This window comes from Secundilactobacillus paracollinoides, assembly GCF_001702155.1.
In the GTDB taxonomy this organism is placed as follows: domain Bacteria; phylum Bacillota; class Bacilli; order Lactobacillales; family Lactobacillaceae; genus Secundilactobacillus; species Secundilactobacillus paracollinoides.
The window spans coordinates 2625922-2641289 of sequence record NZ_CP014912.1 but is presented as its reverse complement, the minus strand read 5'-3'; the positions used below and the strand labels follow the sequence as shown (position 1 = coordinate 2641289).

General features: G+C 46.4%; 16 protein-coding genes and 1 pseudogene. 5 read left to right on the top strand and 12 right to left on the bottom strand.

Features of this window, described 5'->3' with window-relative positions; translation table 11 throughout:
* Positions 1 to 270 precede the first annotated feature (270 nt).
* Entirely contained in the window at positions 271 to 1509 is a 1239-nt protein-coding gene (locus tag AYR61_RS11520) for an IS110 family RNA-guided transposase (protein ID WP_065901908.1), read from the top strand.
* 524 nt (positions 1510 to 2033) lie between these two features.
* Here AYR61_RS11520 and AYR61_RS11515 read toward each other — a convergent pair.
* The gene (locus AYR61_RS11515; protein ID WP_065903076.1) at positions 2034 to 2450 is read right to left on the bottom strand and encodes a MerR family transcriptional regulator; all 417 of its coding nucleotides are present in this window, start codon (positions 2448 to 2450) and stop codon (positions 2034 to 2036) included.
* Positions 2451 to 2633: 183 nt separating this feature from the next.
* Here AYR61_RS11515 and AYR61_RS11510 point away from each other — a divergent pair, with 183 nt between their 5' ends.
* The 3 genes and pseudogenes from AYR61_RS11510 (at position 2634) to AYR61_RS11505 (ending at position 5009) form a co-directional block, all read left to right on the top strand.
* Positions 2634 to 3578, top strand: coding sequence for an aldo/keto reductase (locus AYR61_RS11510; RefSeq protein ID WP_318529557.1), 945 nt, complete (start codon positions 2634 to 2636; stop codon positions 3576 to 3578).
* A gap of 311 nt (positions 3579 to 3889) precedes the next feature.
* Positions 3890 to 4132 (top strand): annotated as a pseudogene (locus AYR61_RS15725) (low temperature requirement protein A); the annotation flags it as partial.
* 34 nt (positions 4133 to 4166) lie between these two features.
* Complete coding sequence (locus AYR61_RS11505) at positions 4167 to 5009, top strand: low temperature requirement protein A (protein ID WP_263850090.1); 843 nt, start codon at positions 4167 to 4169, stop codon at positions 5007 to 5009.
* 29 nt (positions 5010 to 5038) lie between these two features.
* Here AYR61_RS11505 and AYR61_RS11500 read toward each other — a convergent pair whose 3' ends face one another.
* Positions 5039 to 5485 (bottom strand): MarR family winged helix-turn-helix transcriptional regulator, encoded by a 447-nt coding sequence (locus tag AYR61_RS11500; protein ID WP_065903074.1) that lies wholly within the window; start codon positions 5483 to 5485, stop codon positions 5039 to 5041.
* A gap of 117 nt (positions 5486 to 5602) precedes the next feature.
* On the opposite strand from AYR61_RS11500, the gene AYR61_RS11495 reads away from it, so the two are divergent.
* A complete protein-coding gene (locus AYR61_RS11495; protein ID WP_065903916.1) occupies positions 5603 to 6142 on the top strand; it encodes a LysE family translocator in 540 nt (179 codons plus the stop codon).
* Positions 6143 to 6261: 119 nt separating this feature from the next.
* On the opposite strand, the gene AYR61_RS11490 is transcribed toward AYR61_RS11495, so the two are convergent.
* The 10 genes from AYR61_RS11490 to AYR61_RS11445 all read right to left on the bottom strand — a co-directional run bounded on the left by AYR61_RS11490 (position 6262) and on the right by AYR61_RS11445 (position 15236).
* Positions 6262 to 6768: a MerR family transcriptional regulator gene (locus AYR61_RS11490; protein ID WP_065903071.1), complete on the bottom strand. Its 507-nt coding sequence runs from the start codon at positions 6766 to 6768 to the stop codon at positions 6262 to 6264.
* 12 nt (positions 6769 to 6780) lie between these two features.
* Positions 6781 to 7737, bottom strand: coding sequence for a zinc-binding alcohol dehydrogenase family protein (locus AYR61_RS11485; protein ID WP_191982248.1), 957 nt, complete (start codon positions 7735 to 7737; stop codon positions 6781 to 6783).
* A 99-nt stretch (positions 7738 to 7836) separates the two neighbouring features.
* Positions 7837 to 8667 (bottom strand): SDR family NAD(P)-dependent oxidoreductase, encoded by an 831-nt coding sequence (locus tag AYR61_RS11480; RefSeq protein ID WP_065903069.1) that lies wholly within the window; start codon positions 8665 to 8667, stop codon positions 7837 to 7839.
* Positions 8668 to 8687: 20 nt separating this feature from the next.
* The gene (locus tag AYR61_RS11475; RefSeq protein WP_054710512.1) at positions 8688 to 9188 is read right to left on the bottom strand and encodes an SRPBCC family protein; all 501 of its coding nucleotides are present in this window, start codon (positions 9186 to 9188) and stop codon (positions 8688 to 8690) included.
* Between the two features lie 285 nt (positions 9189 to 9473).
* Entirely contained in the window at positions 9474 to 10856 is a 1383-nt protein-coding gene (gene ltrA, locus AYR61_RS11470) for a group II intron reverse transcriptase/maturase (protein WP_065900954.1), read from the bottom strand.
* Between the two features lie 463 nt (positions 10857 to 11319).
* Positions 11320 to 12108: a DNA repair protein RecO gene (gene recO, locus AYR61_RS11465; protein ID WP_054710510.1), complete on the bottom strand. Its 789-nt coding sequence runs from the start codon at positions 12106 to 12108 to the stop codon at positions 11320 to 11322.
* 355 nt (positions 12109 to 12463) lie between these two features.
* On the bottom strand, positions 12464 to 13369 hold the full coding sequence (gene era, locus AYR61_RS11460) for a GTPase Era (RefSeq protein ID WP_054710507.1): 906 nt from the start codon (positions 13367 to 13369) through the stop codon (positions 12464 to 12466).
* 20 nt (positions 13370 to 13389) lie between these two features.
* Positions 13390 to 13779, bottom strand: coding sequence for a diacylglycerol kinase family protein (locus AYR61_RS11455; protein ID WP_054710502.1), 390 nt, complete (start codon positions 13777 to 13779; stop codon positions 13390 to 13392).
* A complete protein-coding gene (ybeY, locus tag AYR61_RS11450) occupies positions 13763 to 14248 on the bottom strand; it encodes an rRNA maturation RNase YbeY (protein WP_054710499.1) in 486 nt (161 codons plus the stop codon). The genes AYR61_RS11455 and ybeY overlap by 17 nt, the downstream gene beginning before the upstream one ends.
* A gap of 19 nt (positions 14249 to 14267) precedes the next feature.
* Positions 14268 to 15236 carry a PhoH family protein gene (locus AYR61_RS11445; protein WP_054710497.1) on the bottom strand — a complete coding sequence of 323 codons (969 nt, stop codon included), beginning with the start codon at positions 15234 to 15236 and terminating at the stop codon, positions 14268 to 14270.
* Positions 15237 to 15368: the final 132 nt, after the last annotated feature.

Here is a 15368-nt window from a genome sequence, read left to right as displayed (position 1 = left end):
TTGTCATTGGCTTTGGTCAACTGGTATAGGTTTAGACCTCCTTGTAGCCGCGACTACTTTATTAGACTGCCGCCCAGACAATCATCTAAATCACGAACCACATGCTGTTTCGATGACGACGTTCACTAGTCTGAGTAGGACTAGCCGCAGCTTGAACTTAGTCACCCATGAATTCTTATCTGCGAGGATGTGTTTAGTGATTGTAATTAGGGGTTATCACATGGTGTCCAACTTAAGACCAGACAATAATTATGAAAGGAGGCCATCCCAATGAAATTACTTGTCGGCATTGATGTTAGTTCGAAAACGCTTGAAGTTGTGATGATGACTTCTGAAGCGCTAAAACCTGTCTTCCAAGGTGCCTTTGAGAATGATCTCAACGGCGCCACGGAACTTAAGACCATCATCTTGGCATTGAATGAACAACGTCATTTTGAACAAATTACGATTGGTATGGAATCGACTTCCATTTATAGTTTCCATCCAGCTTATTTCTTTATGAACGATGACGATCTAGCTCAGTTCAATACCGAAGCGGTCGTTCTCAATCCCCGTGATACTAAGCGTTATAAAGACGTTTTTGAAGACAATAAAAACGACCACATTGACGCACTTTATATTGCTGACTACCTACGTAATGGTCGCTTCACCACCAGTCTGGTTCGTGAGGATGAATATATTGCGCTTCAACGCCTTACCCGTTCTCGTTTTGAACTTGTGACCTCATTAGCTCGTTCTAAACAACACTTCTTAGAGAACCTTTACTATAAAGTCAATAAACTCGCTGTAAACTCCTCAGGAGAAAAGGTGGCGGTCTTTGGTAGCTCTATTTTTAACCTACTCACTGATGAAATGACCACCGATGAGCTCATCAACGCCTCGACCGAAGACTTAATTGACTATTTAAACGCCGCTGGTCATGGCCGCTTTGCTGATGCTGAGAAGACCGCTAAAGCGATTCAAAGGGCCGTTCGTGGCTCGTATCGCTTACCTAAAGTCATCCAAAACTCTATCGATATCAATGTGTCTATCTATGCCACTGAGATTCGAACCTACCAAAAACTCATCAAAGAACTTGATAAACAAATCGAAGCGGTTGTCATGGTATTACCGGAAACTGAAATTCTTCAATCGGTTCCTGGTATCGGCTCAGTTTACTCGGCTGGTATCTTAGCCGAGATTGGCCAGATTGAACGCTTTGATAAAGAGACTCAGCTGGCTCGCTATGCTGGATTAGCCTGGAAACAAAACCAGTCTGGCGACTTTAACGGACAGATTACGCCTCGGACGCATACTGGAAACAAGTATCTACGCTATTACCTAATCGAAGCTGCCGGTTCGGTAACCCGCTATGATCCAGTATTTCGTTCCTATTTTGAAAAAAAGATGTCCGAAGTTACGAAGACTCCTAGAAAGCGCGGCCTCGCATTAACCGCAAGAAAGCTTATCAGGGTGCTTGACGTCCTACTCCGTCGACACCAACTCTATCAAAAGGAGGAATCGGTATAGGCATATAAAACCAGCTTAAGGTCAAGCCATCAGCTCTGATTTTCAAAAATCGAAAATCAGTGGGCTTATTTAAGTGCACCATTTTCCAAGTGTTGAGCAGAACCAAATCCCGTCTGCTTTAATTTATTTTATTGACTTATCACCACATGTCTTATCTTAAAGTCGACCCCAGTATAGCGATAAATAGTTGCGAGCGCAAGTATATTGTTTTGAAGAGGTGTTTATTCGGTTGGTTTTTGGATATTAAAAAGGACCGCGATGTGGATTCGTGGTCCCTTTTGCTGGGTGGTATTTTGGTGCTTCGAAAAGTTTAGAGCCTAGATTTCTTTTTTGGATAACTTGGATATTGTAGATTTACTTGTATTTGTTTTTAGATTCGTGGAATTTTTCTTGGCCACCGTGCCGAAACGCGCTCCAGAAGGCAAGGAGTTGCACCTAAGGGGACTTTGACAAAAATCCAAACCCGGAATTTCTGTCAAAGTCCCCTTAGGCTCCACTCCTTAACCGCCTTCTTCCACGCTCTGCTACTGGAATCTCCTCAAATAATGCTCAAAATCCTCATCCTCATCAATCGTGGCATCCAACTTTCCCTGATACCAATCGATCTTATGCCGGACAACTTCCAGGTTTGCTTCCAATTCCTTAATTTCATCTTCAGCATTGGTCTTGACCCGCGATAGGAGTGCGACCCTCTGCGGGATGGTCTCATCACCCTGAGCTCGCCACGTCACGTAATCCTTTAACTCACCCATGCGCATGCCAGTACCCTTTAGATGCAGGATAAACCCGATCCACTTAATATCAGCATCCGTGTAATATCGCTGACCATTGTCGTCGTAATGCGGTTTGATCAGTCCTTCATCTTCGTAGTATCGCAGCGTTGAGTTTGGTAACCCAACCTTTTTACTAAAAGCACCAATTTTATAGATTGTTTCTGCCATAGAAGTCCCTCTTTTCTCATTGTCTTTGTACATAGCCTAACACTTCAAGTACGCTTTAAGTCAAATGATGTTTTGGTATTTGCGCAAGGAAAGACAAAAGGCCCATAATTTTCAAGCATTTCCACCCCATTAAACGTGCTACACTGATGCTAACAAGTCGATTCGGAGGGATGACAATGACAATTGAACAAACACCAAAACTCGCACTGGGTACCTGGGCGTGGGGTGACCGCCGGTGGCGATGATTACTTCGGCGGGAATACTAAGACCGAGGTCAATCTGCGCCCCGTTGTGGACGCCGCCATGCGTTCTGGTTTGAATTTCTGGGACACCGCTTACGCCTATGGTTCTGGCGCATCGGAGAAAATCCTTGGGAACCTGCTGCAGGCTTATAAGCGTGATGAGTATGTCCTCTCGACCAAGTTCACGCCGGCGATGGCCAGCGACTCTGACACGGCAATGACCGACATGCTGGCGGGCAGTCTTAAACGACTACACACCGACTATGTTGACCTGTACTGGATCCATAACCCAACCGACGTTGAGAAATGGACACCGCAGTTGATTCCGTTAGTGAAAAGCGGCCACATTAAACGCGTGGGCGTTTCAAACCATAATCTGGCACAGATCAAACGAGCAAACGAAATTCTGGGTGAAGCTGGTATCCAGGTCAGTGCCGTTCAAAACCATTTTAGTCTACTATACCGGTCTTCGGAAAAAGCGGGCATCCTAGACTATTGCCAGCAACACAACATCACGTTCTTTTCATACATGGTGCTCGAACAAGGCGTTCTGACTGGTAAATACAACACGGCTAATCCGTTACCTGAAGGCAGTCAACGCGCGAAGAACTACAATCCGCAATTGCCTAAATTAGAAAAACTAACCGCCGCACTCACGGAAATCGGTACCAAATATGACGCATCCGCCGCAGATATCGCAACGGCCTGGGCGATTCAAAAAGGCACCGTTCCAATTATTGGCGTCACAAAAGCGAAATACATTGCTGATGAGCAACGTGCGATCAAGTGCCAGCTTTCAGCCGATGAGATGGCGCGCCTCGAGACCCTTGCCAATGAGACTGGTGTGGATACTCGCGGTTTCTGGGAGAAGCCGATGACTGACTAGTCCTTTAAAACCCACTGATACGTGATTCATGCGTATCAGTGGGTTTGTTGTATTGTACAATATCTAGCTATATCAATAATCATCATAAATTGTCATTTTTACATTCAGCGTCAATTTGACACTTTTTCAACTCCTCAGCATGTACCTTAAGCGTCATTCTTTGAATTTCATTGATAATTTCGCTAAACTGAATTTAAGGTTGCTGGCACATCGTTACGAATCTGATCTCGTCGCGCCTGATTCACTTTAAAAAGTACTATCTGCTATATACAAAATACTGCTATTACCCCATTCTTCAAAGGAGGTGTCCTATGGAAGTCCCTACTGATAAGCGTGTTTCCATGTTTGAACTATTCTACGATTTAGTGTTTGCCTACATGATTGCCCAGGCAACCGACCTGATTCACCATTTACATCATGGTGTGCTGTCGCCGATAACCTTACTTATTTTCGTGTTTGTCATTATTGTGTTTATTAATTCCTGGATGGTGCAGTCCGTCTTCACCAATCGCTATGGTCGTTCCTTCTGGATCGATATTGGCTTTACCTTTATAGATATGATGATTGTATTATACATGTCAAATTCTTTTGCTGCGACGCTCAACACAGACCTGCATCCGTTTTTTCATTGCGGCAGGGCTATTATCGCTCACCCTGTTGCTGCAATACGGTATCGTTCTTTTCCGGACACAAGAACAGATCGACCGCCGGATTGCCGCGGACTTTGTCGGTATTTTATTGATTCGAACGGTGACGTTATTGTCAGCCGGCTACTTACCGTTAAGAACAGGGCTGCCACTGGCAATTATTGGTATTCTGATTAGTTGGACAGCACCTGCCTTTACTGGCCGGCAAACAAAACAACATCCAATCATTTTTTCACATCTGTTGGAACGGCTGACACTACTCACGATCATTACCTTTGGTGAAACAATTGTCAGCATCGCCACCTTCTTTACGCGCGACGCCCTCTCGTGGACTTCCGTTTTGATTTTCATCATCGTCGCAAGTCTCTTCTTCATCTACATTGTGCAATTCGACCATCTGATTGCCAGCAGTCGAAGCGGTGAGACCGGCAACTTACTGATTTACCTGCATTACCCGATCATATTTGGGCTTAGCCTTGTCACTGTGTCGCTTCACTTTATCGCAGACGCTGAAGCCAATCTTAATTTTGCGGTCACAGCGCTCTATGCTGGCATCGGCCTCCTACTTTTTGGCGTTTGGTCAGCTAAACGCTATAATCAACACCGCTTTCGTATTCATAATCACATGGGCATCTGGTTTGTGGTAACCACTGTAATAGGTTACGTGGGCTGTCTATGGCGCAACTCATTTCAAGATGTTGTGCTCATGACGACCATCGTGACCGTTGCAGCCTGTGCCTACACTGTCTATTACAGATTTAAGGCCCAAAATAACCAAAAATAGACTAACGGTAGTGTCAATTCACCGTTAGTCTATTTTTTATTGTTTTCTATTTCGCCTAGTCGAACCCGTTCAAGCAGGCGCTCGAGAGTGGCAACCTCAGCCGACGACAAGCCGTGTAGGTAGCGATCAAACGTCTCACTTTCAAATCGAAACAAGCGGGTTTTTAAAGCCAGACTTTTTTGCGTTGGAAAAAGGACCTTCAGTCGAGGTTGTGTCGGATGATCGCGCTTTTCTAAATACCCATCCGTTACCAACTTAGAAACGGCACGAAACGCAGTCGTTCGATCCACACCAATGGCCGTCGCAAGGGCCTGCATACCAATGCCCGGCTGCTCCAGCACACGAATCACGTAAATGAACCGATTGTCGCCCAACCGCTCATCACGCCATTCACGATTAGCTGTCCCGTTAAATTCTCGAGCGATCCAGCCGATATCGCGCCAAATTTGTTTCCCATTTTTTTCTTCATCTGTCATGGCTTAAGTATAACAAAACGTTGTTGCAAATACAACATCGTCGTGTTATCCTTGTTGCAAATACAACAAGTAATCAGGTGCAATATCGTGCTCTCATTTTTAACATTCAATTGGATCATGGCGATCACGCCCGGTCCCAACACCATCATGGCTCTGTCAGAAGGTCAAAACAAAGGGTTTCGTCGTGGACTGGCGTTTAATTTCGGTAGTTTTATTGGGTTCTGGCTGGTCGGGCTAGTCGTTGCCGGTCTGTCGGCCAGTGTAGTCAATAATCCGCAGCTCACCACCGGACTGAAACTGATCGGGTCGCTCTATCTGATCTACTTAGCCGTGCATAGCCTGTTACCTGCCTCAAGCATTGAAACCAGTGAGGGCTTAAACCACCCTATTTTTGCGGCCATTTTGCTTCAGGCAACTAACATCAAAATCTATTTGTACTACATTGCTGGTTTAACAGGGTTTGCGACTGTTTTTTCGACCAATCGGTACAGTGTGTGGTTGAAACTTACCGTGATGGTGGTGATCGGCATTTTAGGAACACTGATCTGGACGTTAGCAGGCCATTATTTAAAAACGTTTTACGAGCGTCACCAGGGTGTTGTTAATCTGGTGGTGGCCCTGTTGCTGGTGGTGAGTGTCGTTGATTTATGGCGGTAGTTGACCGACGAATCCTGCTTGAGTTGACTGACACCATCATTAACAGTTGAATGAGTGAGCTTAATTTGTACCCCGTTCATGCCAATAGCGCTACTGGTAATGCTGCGCCCGACCACCCATTAACGTTTATTCCGATAATCACGAACGTTCAAAAACCGCTGCAACTCTTCAGGCTCGTCATTCTCCTTCAAGTGCGCCATGTATTCCTGATCCAAGTCTGGCTTGACTTCGTTTGAATCCGGAACGAAATGCAAGGATTCGGTTCCCGCGTCAACCGCCGTTTCGTAATACCATTTCTTGAACTTTAGGTAACTCAATGTTTCTTGCAGATCATTGATTTGCCGTTGCAGGTCTTCTTCATGATCTTCCAATAGATGATAGCGCTGATTAAGCGTGCTGTCGCCCATTAACCGTAAGTGAATAAATTTACCAATGTCGTTTACTGAGACACCGGCGTTCTTTAAACAAATAATTGTCCGCATCAAATGGACGTCGTTTTCGGTAAATTGTCGGCGTCCGTTCGCGCTGCGTTTAACGAACGGCAGCAGACCTGATTTGTCGTAGTAACGAAGTGTGTCAATGCTGACACCCAAGGTGCTGGCTACTTGACCAATACTGTAACTCATACTTATGCCTCCCTATTTTGGACTCTCAATCACAATTTTACCAACCACCGAATTGGCACTTAAGCAGTCATGCGCTTGAGTGATTGTCCTTGCGTTAATGGGTGCCACAATCCTTTTTGTCAGTGTGGATGTGATGTCACCATTATCCAACAAACGACTTAAAAGGGCTAGAGCTGCTCCCTGGGTTGCCATCTCGTATCCTAAATTAGATTTCGTAAACATCAACTCCCAGTCAAAACTCAGCGATTTCGCTTGCAAACTCATGATATCGATTGGCTCAGGCGTCAGCGCAACGTTCACGAGGTGTCCAAACGGTCGCACGATCGCACGCGCAATATCGAAGTATCTGGCAGTATCAAAGAGATTGACAACAGCGTCAACAGTCGGATATCCTGCCTGTTTGAGTTGTGCCTGAATATCGCCGTGGTAATCAATACAGACAGCCGTCCCATGCTCGCGCAACCAGTCGAAGTTGTTGGGGCTCGCGGTAGCAATCACGGTCAGCCCCATCCAACGAGCAAGTTGGGTCAGGACGGAACCTGCCCCGCCTGCACCATTAATGACAAGCAGTGTGTCGTTTTTGTGAGCACCTCGGGTCGGCTGAACCCCTAATTTATCCACTAAAATTTCGTACGCCGTCAACCATGTCAACGGCATCGCAGCCGCTTGCGCAACCGGAATCCTCGTTGGTGCCAACGCTGTTAGTCGTTCATCAACTAATTGATAGTCCGCGTAACACCCATCTCGGCTCGTAGTACCAGCATAAAAGATGACGTCACCGATCTGATACTGATTGGCGCGGCTGCCAGTTGCCACCACTTCGCCCAAAGCATCGTAGCCTAGCACCCGCGGATCAGTCGCTGTGATCCGGTGAATGCGTTTGATATCAATTGGATTAATGGAAATAGCCTCAATTTTGACGAGAACATCGTGGGCTTGGGGGCTCGGACGTGATGTTTCTTCATCCATAAGTTCCCGGTTTTCGTTTACAACTACCCTTCTCATTGATAGCTCCTTTCTATGACCAAAAGGCCTCGCCAAGCAACTGGTCAGGCCCTTTGTATCCTGCTAGGCTGGTGCATCAGCTTTTAAAGATAACTCGTGATACTGTTCAACTTCAGCCAGGGACGTCGACAGTTCCTGTTTCATGCCGTTCGTCGCAAATTCGCCAAGTGGTAAGTGTCCCGGAACTGGTTCATCAGCAGTCGCCACGTCAAACATCAGTTGGGCGATTCGAACCGGGTCACCAGGCGCTTGCGTTGTGCCGCTGGCAGCACCGCTGATCATCTCCGCAAACTGCTGATAATCGTTAATTTCAACGGGTGCCGTCTTACCGGCATTCCATTTGGTTCGAGCCCCGCTTGGTTCCACCAGCATCACCTTGATGCCAAGCCCCTTTACCTCTTGACGAAGCACATTTGGGACCCCTTCAACCGCAAACTTGGTTGCGCTATACCAGCCAAATGTGGGCAACGACGTGATGCCTAAAACGGATGAAACATTGATGATCAGGCCGCTTTTCTGTTGCCGCATGACAGGTAACACGGCCTTTGTGACGTTTGCGAGGCCAAATACATTGACGTCAAACAACTGACGAACATCCGCCTCATTTGACTCTTCAACCGTCCCAAAATAACCCAACCCAGCGTTGTTCACTAACACATCGATCCCCCCGAACCTCGCCTGACCCTGTTTGACGGCTTCAGCAATCTGGTCTTTATTGGTCACATCCATGACAACCTTTTCAATTGCCGTTTGATCATAGTCGTTCAAATATGCTAAGTCCGCCAAGTTTCGAGCCGCCGCAATTAAATTAACGTCTTCATGTTGCGCAATGATTTTGGCTAATGCTTGTCCGAAGCCGCTAGAAGTACCTGTAATGAACCATGTTTTTGCCATTTTATATTTTCTCCTCTCTTCTAACGAGACGCCTTGACCAGACCATCCAGCCAAGCTTGATGACCATTCAACATTGGGTTGGGCGTTTGTGCCGCCAATTCAGCAGCCGGTTTGCCAACCTGTGATTCCTGCGTCAGTAACCGAATTCGGCCATCTGCGAATCTTTCAATCACGAAGGCATGGTAAACGTCGAACTGCGTGTCGGCGTCACCATTTTGCCACCCGTGCCAGGCTAACCGAGCGACCTGACCATCTGTCGGTGCAACCAATTCCATGACCTGGGCATCAATGGGAAAGCCAAACGTATCAAATCGGAAATGTTCGCCAAAATGTAAGGTCGTATCGCGCGGATCATCTAACTTAATGTTGGTCGCATTGTCGTAATATGTTGTCCACTGACTGGTGTCCACGAGGTTTGCCCAAACGGCATCAAGTGTGATGCCGCTCGCAATCACCTCGTTTGACACAAAATTGTCGGTGGTGCCTGGTAAATAGTCTGTTGCCCAATTAATTGATTTCATTATAGATTGTCCTCCTAAAAAATAACTTAATTTGGTGATGGACTAACCTTAAAACCTGGAGTCGACTTCAGGTCAAGCACTTTTGATCAATTATTTTTAATAAGTGATTTATTTCCTGATATGACACGCCTTACAGCAGATTCGAAATTGCCGTTTGGTACATCACACACTGATAATCATAAAAACGGGTCCCTTAAAACGATCGAGTAGGAGGTAATTGATTAATTCAATTACCGACCTCTCACACCACCGTACGTACGGTTCCGTATACGGCGGTTCAATAATTTAAGCACTTTGTATTGACTGGAGTGTCTTGCTCATATTGATGAGTCCAAGGCGTTCCAGTCTTTTGTTTGTCAGAGTATAGGTCAATGTCTTGCTATGCGCAGTTCGCCAATAACCCTTACGGGTATTGGCCATTGTATAAGCACTGGTGCCAGAAAGCCCCAGTTTTACAAGATGATTGACCTTTGTTTTGAGCTTCTTCCACTGTTTCCAAATATACTGGCGAATCCTTGCTCGCAACCATTCGTCTAAGTGACGGATAAAATTGGTCATTTTCCCGACCGAATAGTACTGTAACCACCCACGCATCTTTTGATGAATCTCGTTAAACACCAGGTTTAACGAAACGCCCCGATTGCGCTTGGTCATTTTCCTGAGTGCAGACTTGATGCGTTGCTTGGCCTGCCAAGCAGGTCGCGCATACGCACCTCCTCGACCAACCCCCAAGGAAAATCCCAGGAACTTGGCCCGCAGAGGCGAACTTACTGATGTCTTGTCCTCATTGACGGTGACCTTTAGGTCGCCTTCAAGAAAGCGAGTAACATTAGTCAGAACCCGTTCTCCAGCACGTTTGCTTCGGACATAAATATTACAATCGTCCGCATAGCGGACAAACTTATGACCTCTGGAAGTTAACAGCTTATCCAGTTCGTTGAGATAAATGTTAGCCAAAAGTGGCGATAAGGGGCCACCTTGAGGGGTGCCTTTATCACTTCGTTCAAATAGACCACCATTCATGACACCGCTGGTTAGGAAGCGACGAATGAGATGCAGTATCCATGGATCCGTAATATACTGCTCAATAAATTTAATAAGCAGATCGTGGTTGACCGTATCGAAGTATGCTTTTAAATCGAGATCCACGACATAGTGATAGCCCTGATTGTAGAACTGAACCACTCTATCAATGGCATCTTTAGCACTTCGATTCGGTCGGAACCCAAAACTATTATCTGAGAAGACACGCTCAAATGTTGGCACCATGACTTGCGCCATGGCTTGTTGAACAAGTCGGTCAATCACAGTTGGTATTCCGAGCTTGCGTTTACCACCATTAGGTTTTGGAATTTCAACCCGCTTAACGGGACGAGGCCGATAGGTCTCGTTTTGTAAAGCTTGCAGTAATTCCTGTTTATGTTTCCTCAAGTAGGGCAACAGTTCGTCAACGGTCATTCCGTCTAGTCCTGCTGCACCTTTGTTTCTGCAGACGCGAAGATAAGCCTCGTTCAGGTTATTTCGGTCTAAGACTAACTCTTGAAACTTAGTGCCGTTCATCATCGTATTTTCACCAGAGTCAGTGCTACGCACCCCGACTTGTTCTTGGGCTTCCAGTCCTACTGTCCGCCGGCGGTCAGCTTTTTCTGTATTCTGCGGTTGTTGCACTGTCTCCACCTCCAATATCAATGATGACCTATTATTGTTCAGCCCTTCGTGGCAGATACCACTACTATGGCCTCGGCTGACTTCTGTATCGTTCTGCACCACATCACTGCGATGTTTGTTCCTGTGGCGCTTAGCGCGCCTCTTGTCGGGAACGTACGATACAGGCCTCCCCGGGTAAGAACGCCCACTTTCGTACCATGTCATTGCCAGCTTTACTGCGATGGCCTCGAGTAGTATTGGACTTTGGTTTGTTTGGCAACCTCGTCCGACCAACACAGCCTTATAGCTGATTCTTGTACATCAATGCGGTACTTTGTCGCCGACTTCCTTCAGATTCCACCTCACGATGGACACCCTTGTCATTGACTTGCGGTTCCGACTACTACGGCCCGCAACGGACTTTCACCGTCTAGTTGGCGCCCATGCCGGGCGCACCCAAAAAAAGAACTAGGACCATCTGGCCCTAGTTCTTGTCGTCTGTCGGATGAGGTAACTTATCCGACCACTTATTCATTTGGTCAATAAACCGTTTGCTGCGGGGGTAAACACCCACAGTATCGCTGTAGATCATATCCAAGGCTAACCGGAGATGATGCTTCGTTTCTGGATGGACCTTGATGGATGATAATTTCGTGAGGTCAACCGCTGAAAATTGGCGCAGGTAAAAAATCGTTCGCTGGTCCAACTTTAGGCGGTTCGGATCCATATGCCAGTGATTTTGACAAAGCAGACCACCATAAGATTCCGAGTAGTCGAACGGTAAATCTGTTCGCCCACAGATCACGCAGTTGCGTAGATTGGGCGCCACACCAAACAATTCCAGAAGTTGCACTTCAAAAATATTAGCAACGATACCGGCGTCCAGACCTTGGTCGATCGCCAACAGCCCATGATACAGCCGGTTATACCAGCTGCCTAACAGTTCGTTATCAGGAATTGCCCGATCAAGCAGTGACATAATATACGTCGCATAAGCGTTCTTTTCAATATCCTCACTAATATTTTGAAAGTGAGCTGTTTCCTTCACTGCATTGATGTACGACAGCCCGGGATCCCGCAGATCACCCACGTAGGTGCCATACGTAAAGGGCAACAGATCCGCCGTCATTTTAAACCCGCGTTTTTTCGCACCCCGGATAAAAAACATCCGTTTGCCAGCCTCCATGGTAAAAAACTTAACCAGTAGATCTCGTTCACGATAGTTTTTCTGCATCATTACGATGCCGTTAAAGTCCATAATTTGGCCGGCCATTGTGTCACCCGATTCTGTTGCTTAGTTTTTTTGATTGGTTTCTGGAGATGGCGAGCAGTGTTTGACTAGCTTTAGTTGTGCTGGCTGTAGCTGTTGCCCCTTCTCTAGTGGAAACGTGTTCCGCAAGCCAAAGGGCAGAGGGCTACTGCATAAGCCAACTCTGACACAAATTCCAAGGTTGATATCTTTGTCTTCTTGGTACTGGCTGCAGCTGTTGCCCCTTCTCTAGTGGAAACGCGCTCCAGAAGGCAAGGGGCTACTGTGTAAGCAACTTCCGGCACCAAATCCAAAATCGGGATTTGATGCCGAAAGTTACTTACACTCCGCCCCTTAACCGCCTTCTTCCGCGCTCTTTCTAATAATCGCTCTTCTTATACCCGTAAGCTTGAAGTGCTGACTTCTTATCCTTCCAGCCTGGAACGACCTTAACCCACAGCTCTAGAAAGACCTTGTCGCCCAAAAGGCGTTCGATATCTTGACGGGCTAACGTTCCGATCTTTTTCAACATCGAGCCGCCTTTACCGATCAGGATACCCTTTTGCGTTGGTCGTTCAACAATGATTGTGGCCTGAATATGGACTTTCTTTTCGTCCTGACGGCTCATCTTTTCCACGTTCACAGCAACGGAATGCGGAATTTCCTGACGGGTCAGCTGGAGAATTTTTTCCCGGATCAGTTCTGACACAACAAACCGTTCTGGGTGATCAGTGACTTGGTCATCTGGATAGTATTGTGGGCCATTTGGCAGTGTATCGATGATTTTTTCAAGCATTTCAACCACATTATTGCCTTCCAATGCGGAGATTGGAACAACTTCTTGCCACGGCAAGGCATCCTTATACTGTTCAATCACCGTCAGCAGATCATCTGGTTTTACTTGGTCGATCTTGTTGATAACGAGATAAACTGGTTGTTTAACACTCTTTAATCGGTCGATAATGAAGTTGTCTCCAGCGCCCCGCTTTTGAGTGGCGTTGACCATCATTAAAACGGCGTCGACTTCGTTAAGTGACGATAGTGCAGACTGCACCATAAAATCACCGAGTTCACTCTTTGGTTTATGGATTCCAGGTGTGTCGATGAAAACAATTTGGGCTTCATCGGTGGTGTAAATCCCCTGAATCTTATTCCGCGTCGTCTGTGCTTTGTCAGACATGATGGCGACCTTTTGGCCTACCACCCGATTTAACAACGTTGATTTACCAACGTTTGGTCGGCCTACAATGGCCACGAATCCTGATTTAAAGTTTGGATTATCCAACTGTGTTCCTCCTGAAATGATTAAAAAAACTTGAGTAGTTCCGGAATATAAACGAGACAGCCAATGATGACTGCGAAAAATGCTGCCAATAAAACACCGCCAGCGGCCACATCCTTGGCCTTTTTGGCAGCTGCCTCATACCGCTCACCGACCACCAGATCAACAATGGATTCAGCAACAGTGTTCAGTACTTCGGCGGTCACCACCATAAAAATCGCAAGTGTGACCCACAACCATTCGTTGATTGACAGCCGCACAACGATCCCCAGCAGAATGGCGAGAATTGCAAAAATCAAGTGCTTGCGAAAATTACGCTCCGTCAGCACTAGATCCTTCACACCATCAAACGCGTGGCCAAAGGACTGCCAAAACGATTTATTTTTATTGACTTGTTTATCGTTTAAGCCCATAAGCGTCCAAGATATCCCTCTGTAGTTTAAACATGACCTTTTCGTCTTCAGCCTTCATGTGGTCGTAGCCGTTTAAATGCAGGAAGCCATGAACGACCAAAAATCCGAGTTCCCGGTCATAAGAGTGTTCCAGAAAGTCAGCTTGTTCCCCAACTTTGTCCACGGAAACAAAAATGTCACCAATGTTTTCTGGAATGACTTCGCTTAATTCGTCATCCATCACAATTGGAAACTCATCTTCCTCTGCACTGTCTTCGATGGCAAAACTGATCACGTCAGTTGCCCGGTCAACGCCCCGGTATTCTTTGTTGATCTCTTGAATCCGGTCATTATTGACTAGCGTCACAGACATTTCGGTATTTTCTCCGAGTTTAATGTACTGGCCTGCATACTCCAGGACGTCTCTAATCAACTTAACCTTTTCGTCTGGGAAGCCATCGGTTGTTTCATCATAAATCTCTAAATCCATTTATTATTACGCTCGCTTTTTAGTTATTTTCTAGTTTTTCGTAGGCATTGATGATTGCGGCAACCACTGGGTGACGCACAACATCGTCGGCCGAGAATTCAACAAACTCAATGTGGTTGACACCCTTTAAGATCTTAGTTGCTTGAATCAAACCACTCTTCGCGTTCCGTGGCAAATCGATCTGGGTCACGTCCCCGTTAACGATCATCTTGGAGCCAAAGCCCAAACGGGTCAGAAACATCTTCATTTGGGCATTGGTTGTATTTTGCGCTTCGTCCAAGATGACGAATGCGCCGTCCAACGTCCGGCCACGCATATAAGCCAACGGCGCAATTTCAATCACACCGCGTTCCATCAAGCGATTCGTATGTTCCGCGCCAAGGATGGCGTATAACGCATCGTAAATGGGCCGCAGATATGGGTCAACCTTATCCTTTAAGTCCCCAGGCAGGAACCCAAGACTCTCGCCAGCTTCAACGGCTGGACGCGTTAAAATGATTTTTTCAACATCACCGCGCTTGAGCGCAGCGATAGCCATCACAACTGCTAGGTAAGTTTTACCCGTCCCAGCTGGGCCAACGCCAAAGGTCACGTCGTTGTGTTTGATTGCATCAATGTATTGGCGCTGTCCGTAGTTCTTAACCCGAACAGGACGGCCCTTTGCGTCTTTAATAAGCGTTTCAGTATATAAGTCCAAGAAGTAGTCCAGCGTCCCGCGGTCGGCCATTTTCATGGCACTGACAACATCGGCACTGTTTAGCTGAATCCCTTCTTCAACCAGTTTGTCCATTTTTTGTAAAATGGTAATTGTTTTTTCAACTTGAAAAGGTTCGCCCGCAACCTTAATGGTCGTGCCAAACGGATTGACCGTCACATTGAGGCCCTCTTCCAGCAGTGAAACGAACTGATCCTGCGCGCCTAGTAACGAAATTTCACGTTCTGGATTGGCAAGGATGAATTCTTTTTCGGTTTGTGTATTGTCAGCCAAATATCATTGACTCCTTTGTATTAGATTAGTCTTTCGCTCTATATATTATACGACAAATGCCCGCAAAAAGCTTGTCACACTTACCACCGCAGCAAAGGTTGTGACAGGGGTCTTGGATTAAAAGTCGATGCG

Coding starts and splice junctions, on each gene's coding strand:
- AYR61_RS11485 (WP_191982248.1), bottom strand. CDS start 7,737: ATGGATGAAGAAACATCACGTCCGAGCCCCCAAGCCCACGATGTTCTC.
- AYR61_RS11475 (WP_054710512.1), bottom strand. CDS start 9,188: ATGAAATCAATTAATTGGGCAACAGACTATTTACCAGGCACCACCGAC.
- AYR61_RS11490 (WP_065903071.1), bottom strand. CDS start 6,768: ATGAGTTACAGTATTGGTCAAGTAGCCAGCACCTTGGGTGTCAGCATT.
- AYR61_RS11455 (WP_054710502.1), bottom strand. CDS start 13,779: ATGGGCTTAAACGATAAACAAGTCAATAAAAATAAATCGTTTTGGCAG.
- recO (WP_054710510.1), bottom strand. CDS start 12,108: ATGGCCGGCCAAATTATGGACTTTAACGGCATCGTAATGATGCAGAAA.
- AYR61_RS11520 (WP_065901908.1), top strand. CDS start 271: ATGAAATTACTTGTCGGCATTGATGTTAGTTCGAAAACGCTTGAAGTT.
- ybeY (WP_054710499.1), bottom strand. CDS start 14,248: ATGGATTTAGAGATTTATGATGAAACAACCGATGGCTTCCCAGACGAA.
- AYR61_RS11480 (WP_065903069.1), bottom strand. CDS start 8,667: ATGGCAAAAACATGGTTCATTACAGGTACTTCTAGCGGCTTCGGACAA.
- AYR61_RS11515 (WP_065903076.1), bottom strand. CDS start 2,450: ATGGCAGAAACAATCTATAAAATTGGTGCTTTTAGTAAAAAGGTTGGG.
- AYR61_RS11500 (WP_065903074.1), bottom strand. CDS start 5,485: ATGACAGATGAAGAAAAAAATGGGAAACAAATTTGGCGCGATATCGGC.
- AYR61_RS11495 (WP_065903916.1), top strand. CDS start 5,603: ATGGCGATCACGCCCGGTCCCAACACCATCATGGCTCTGTCAGAAGGT.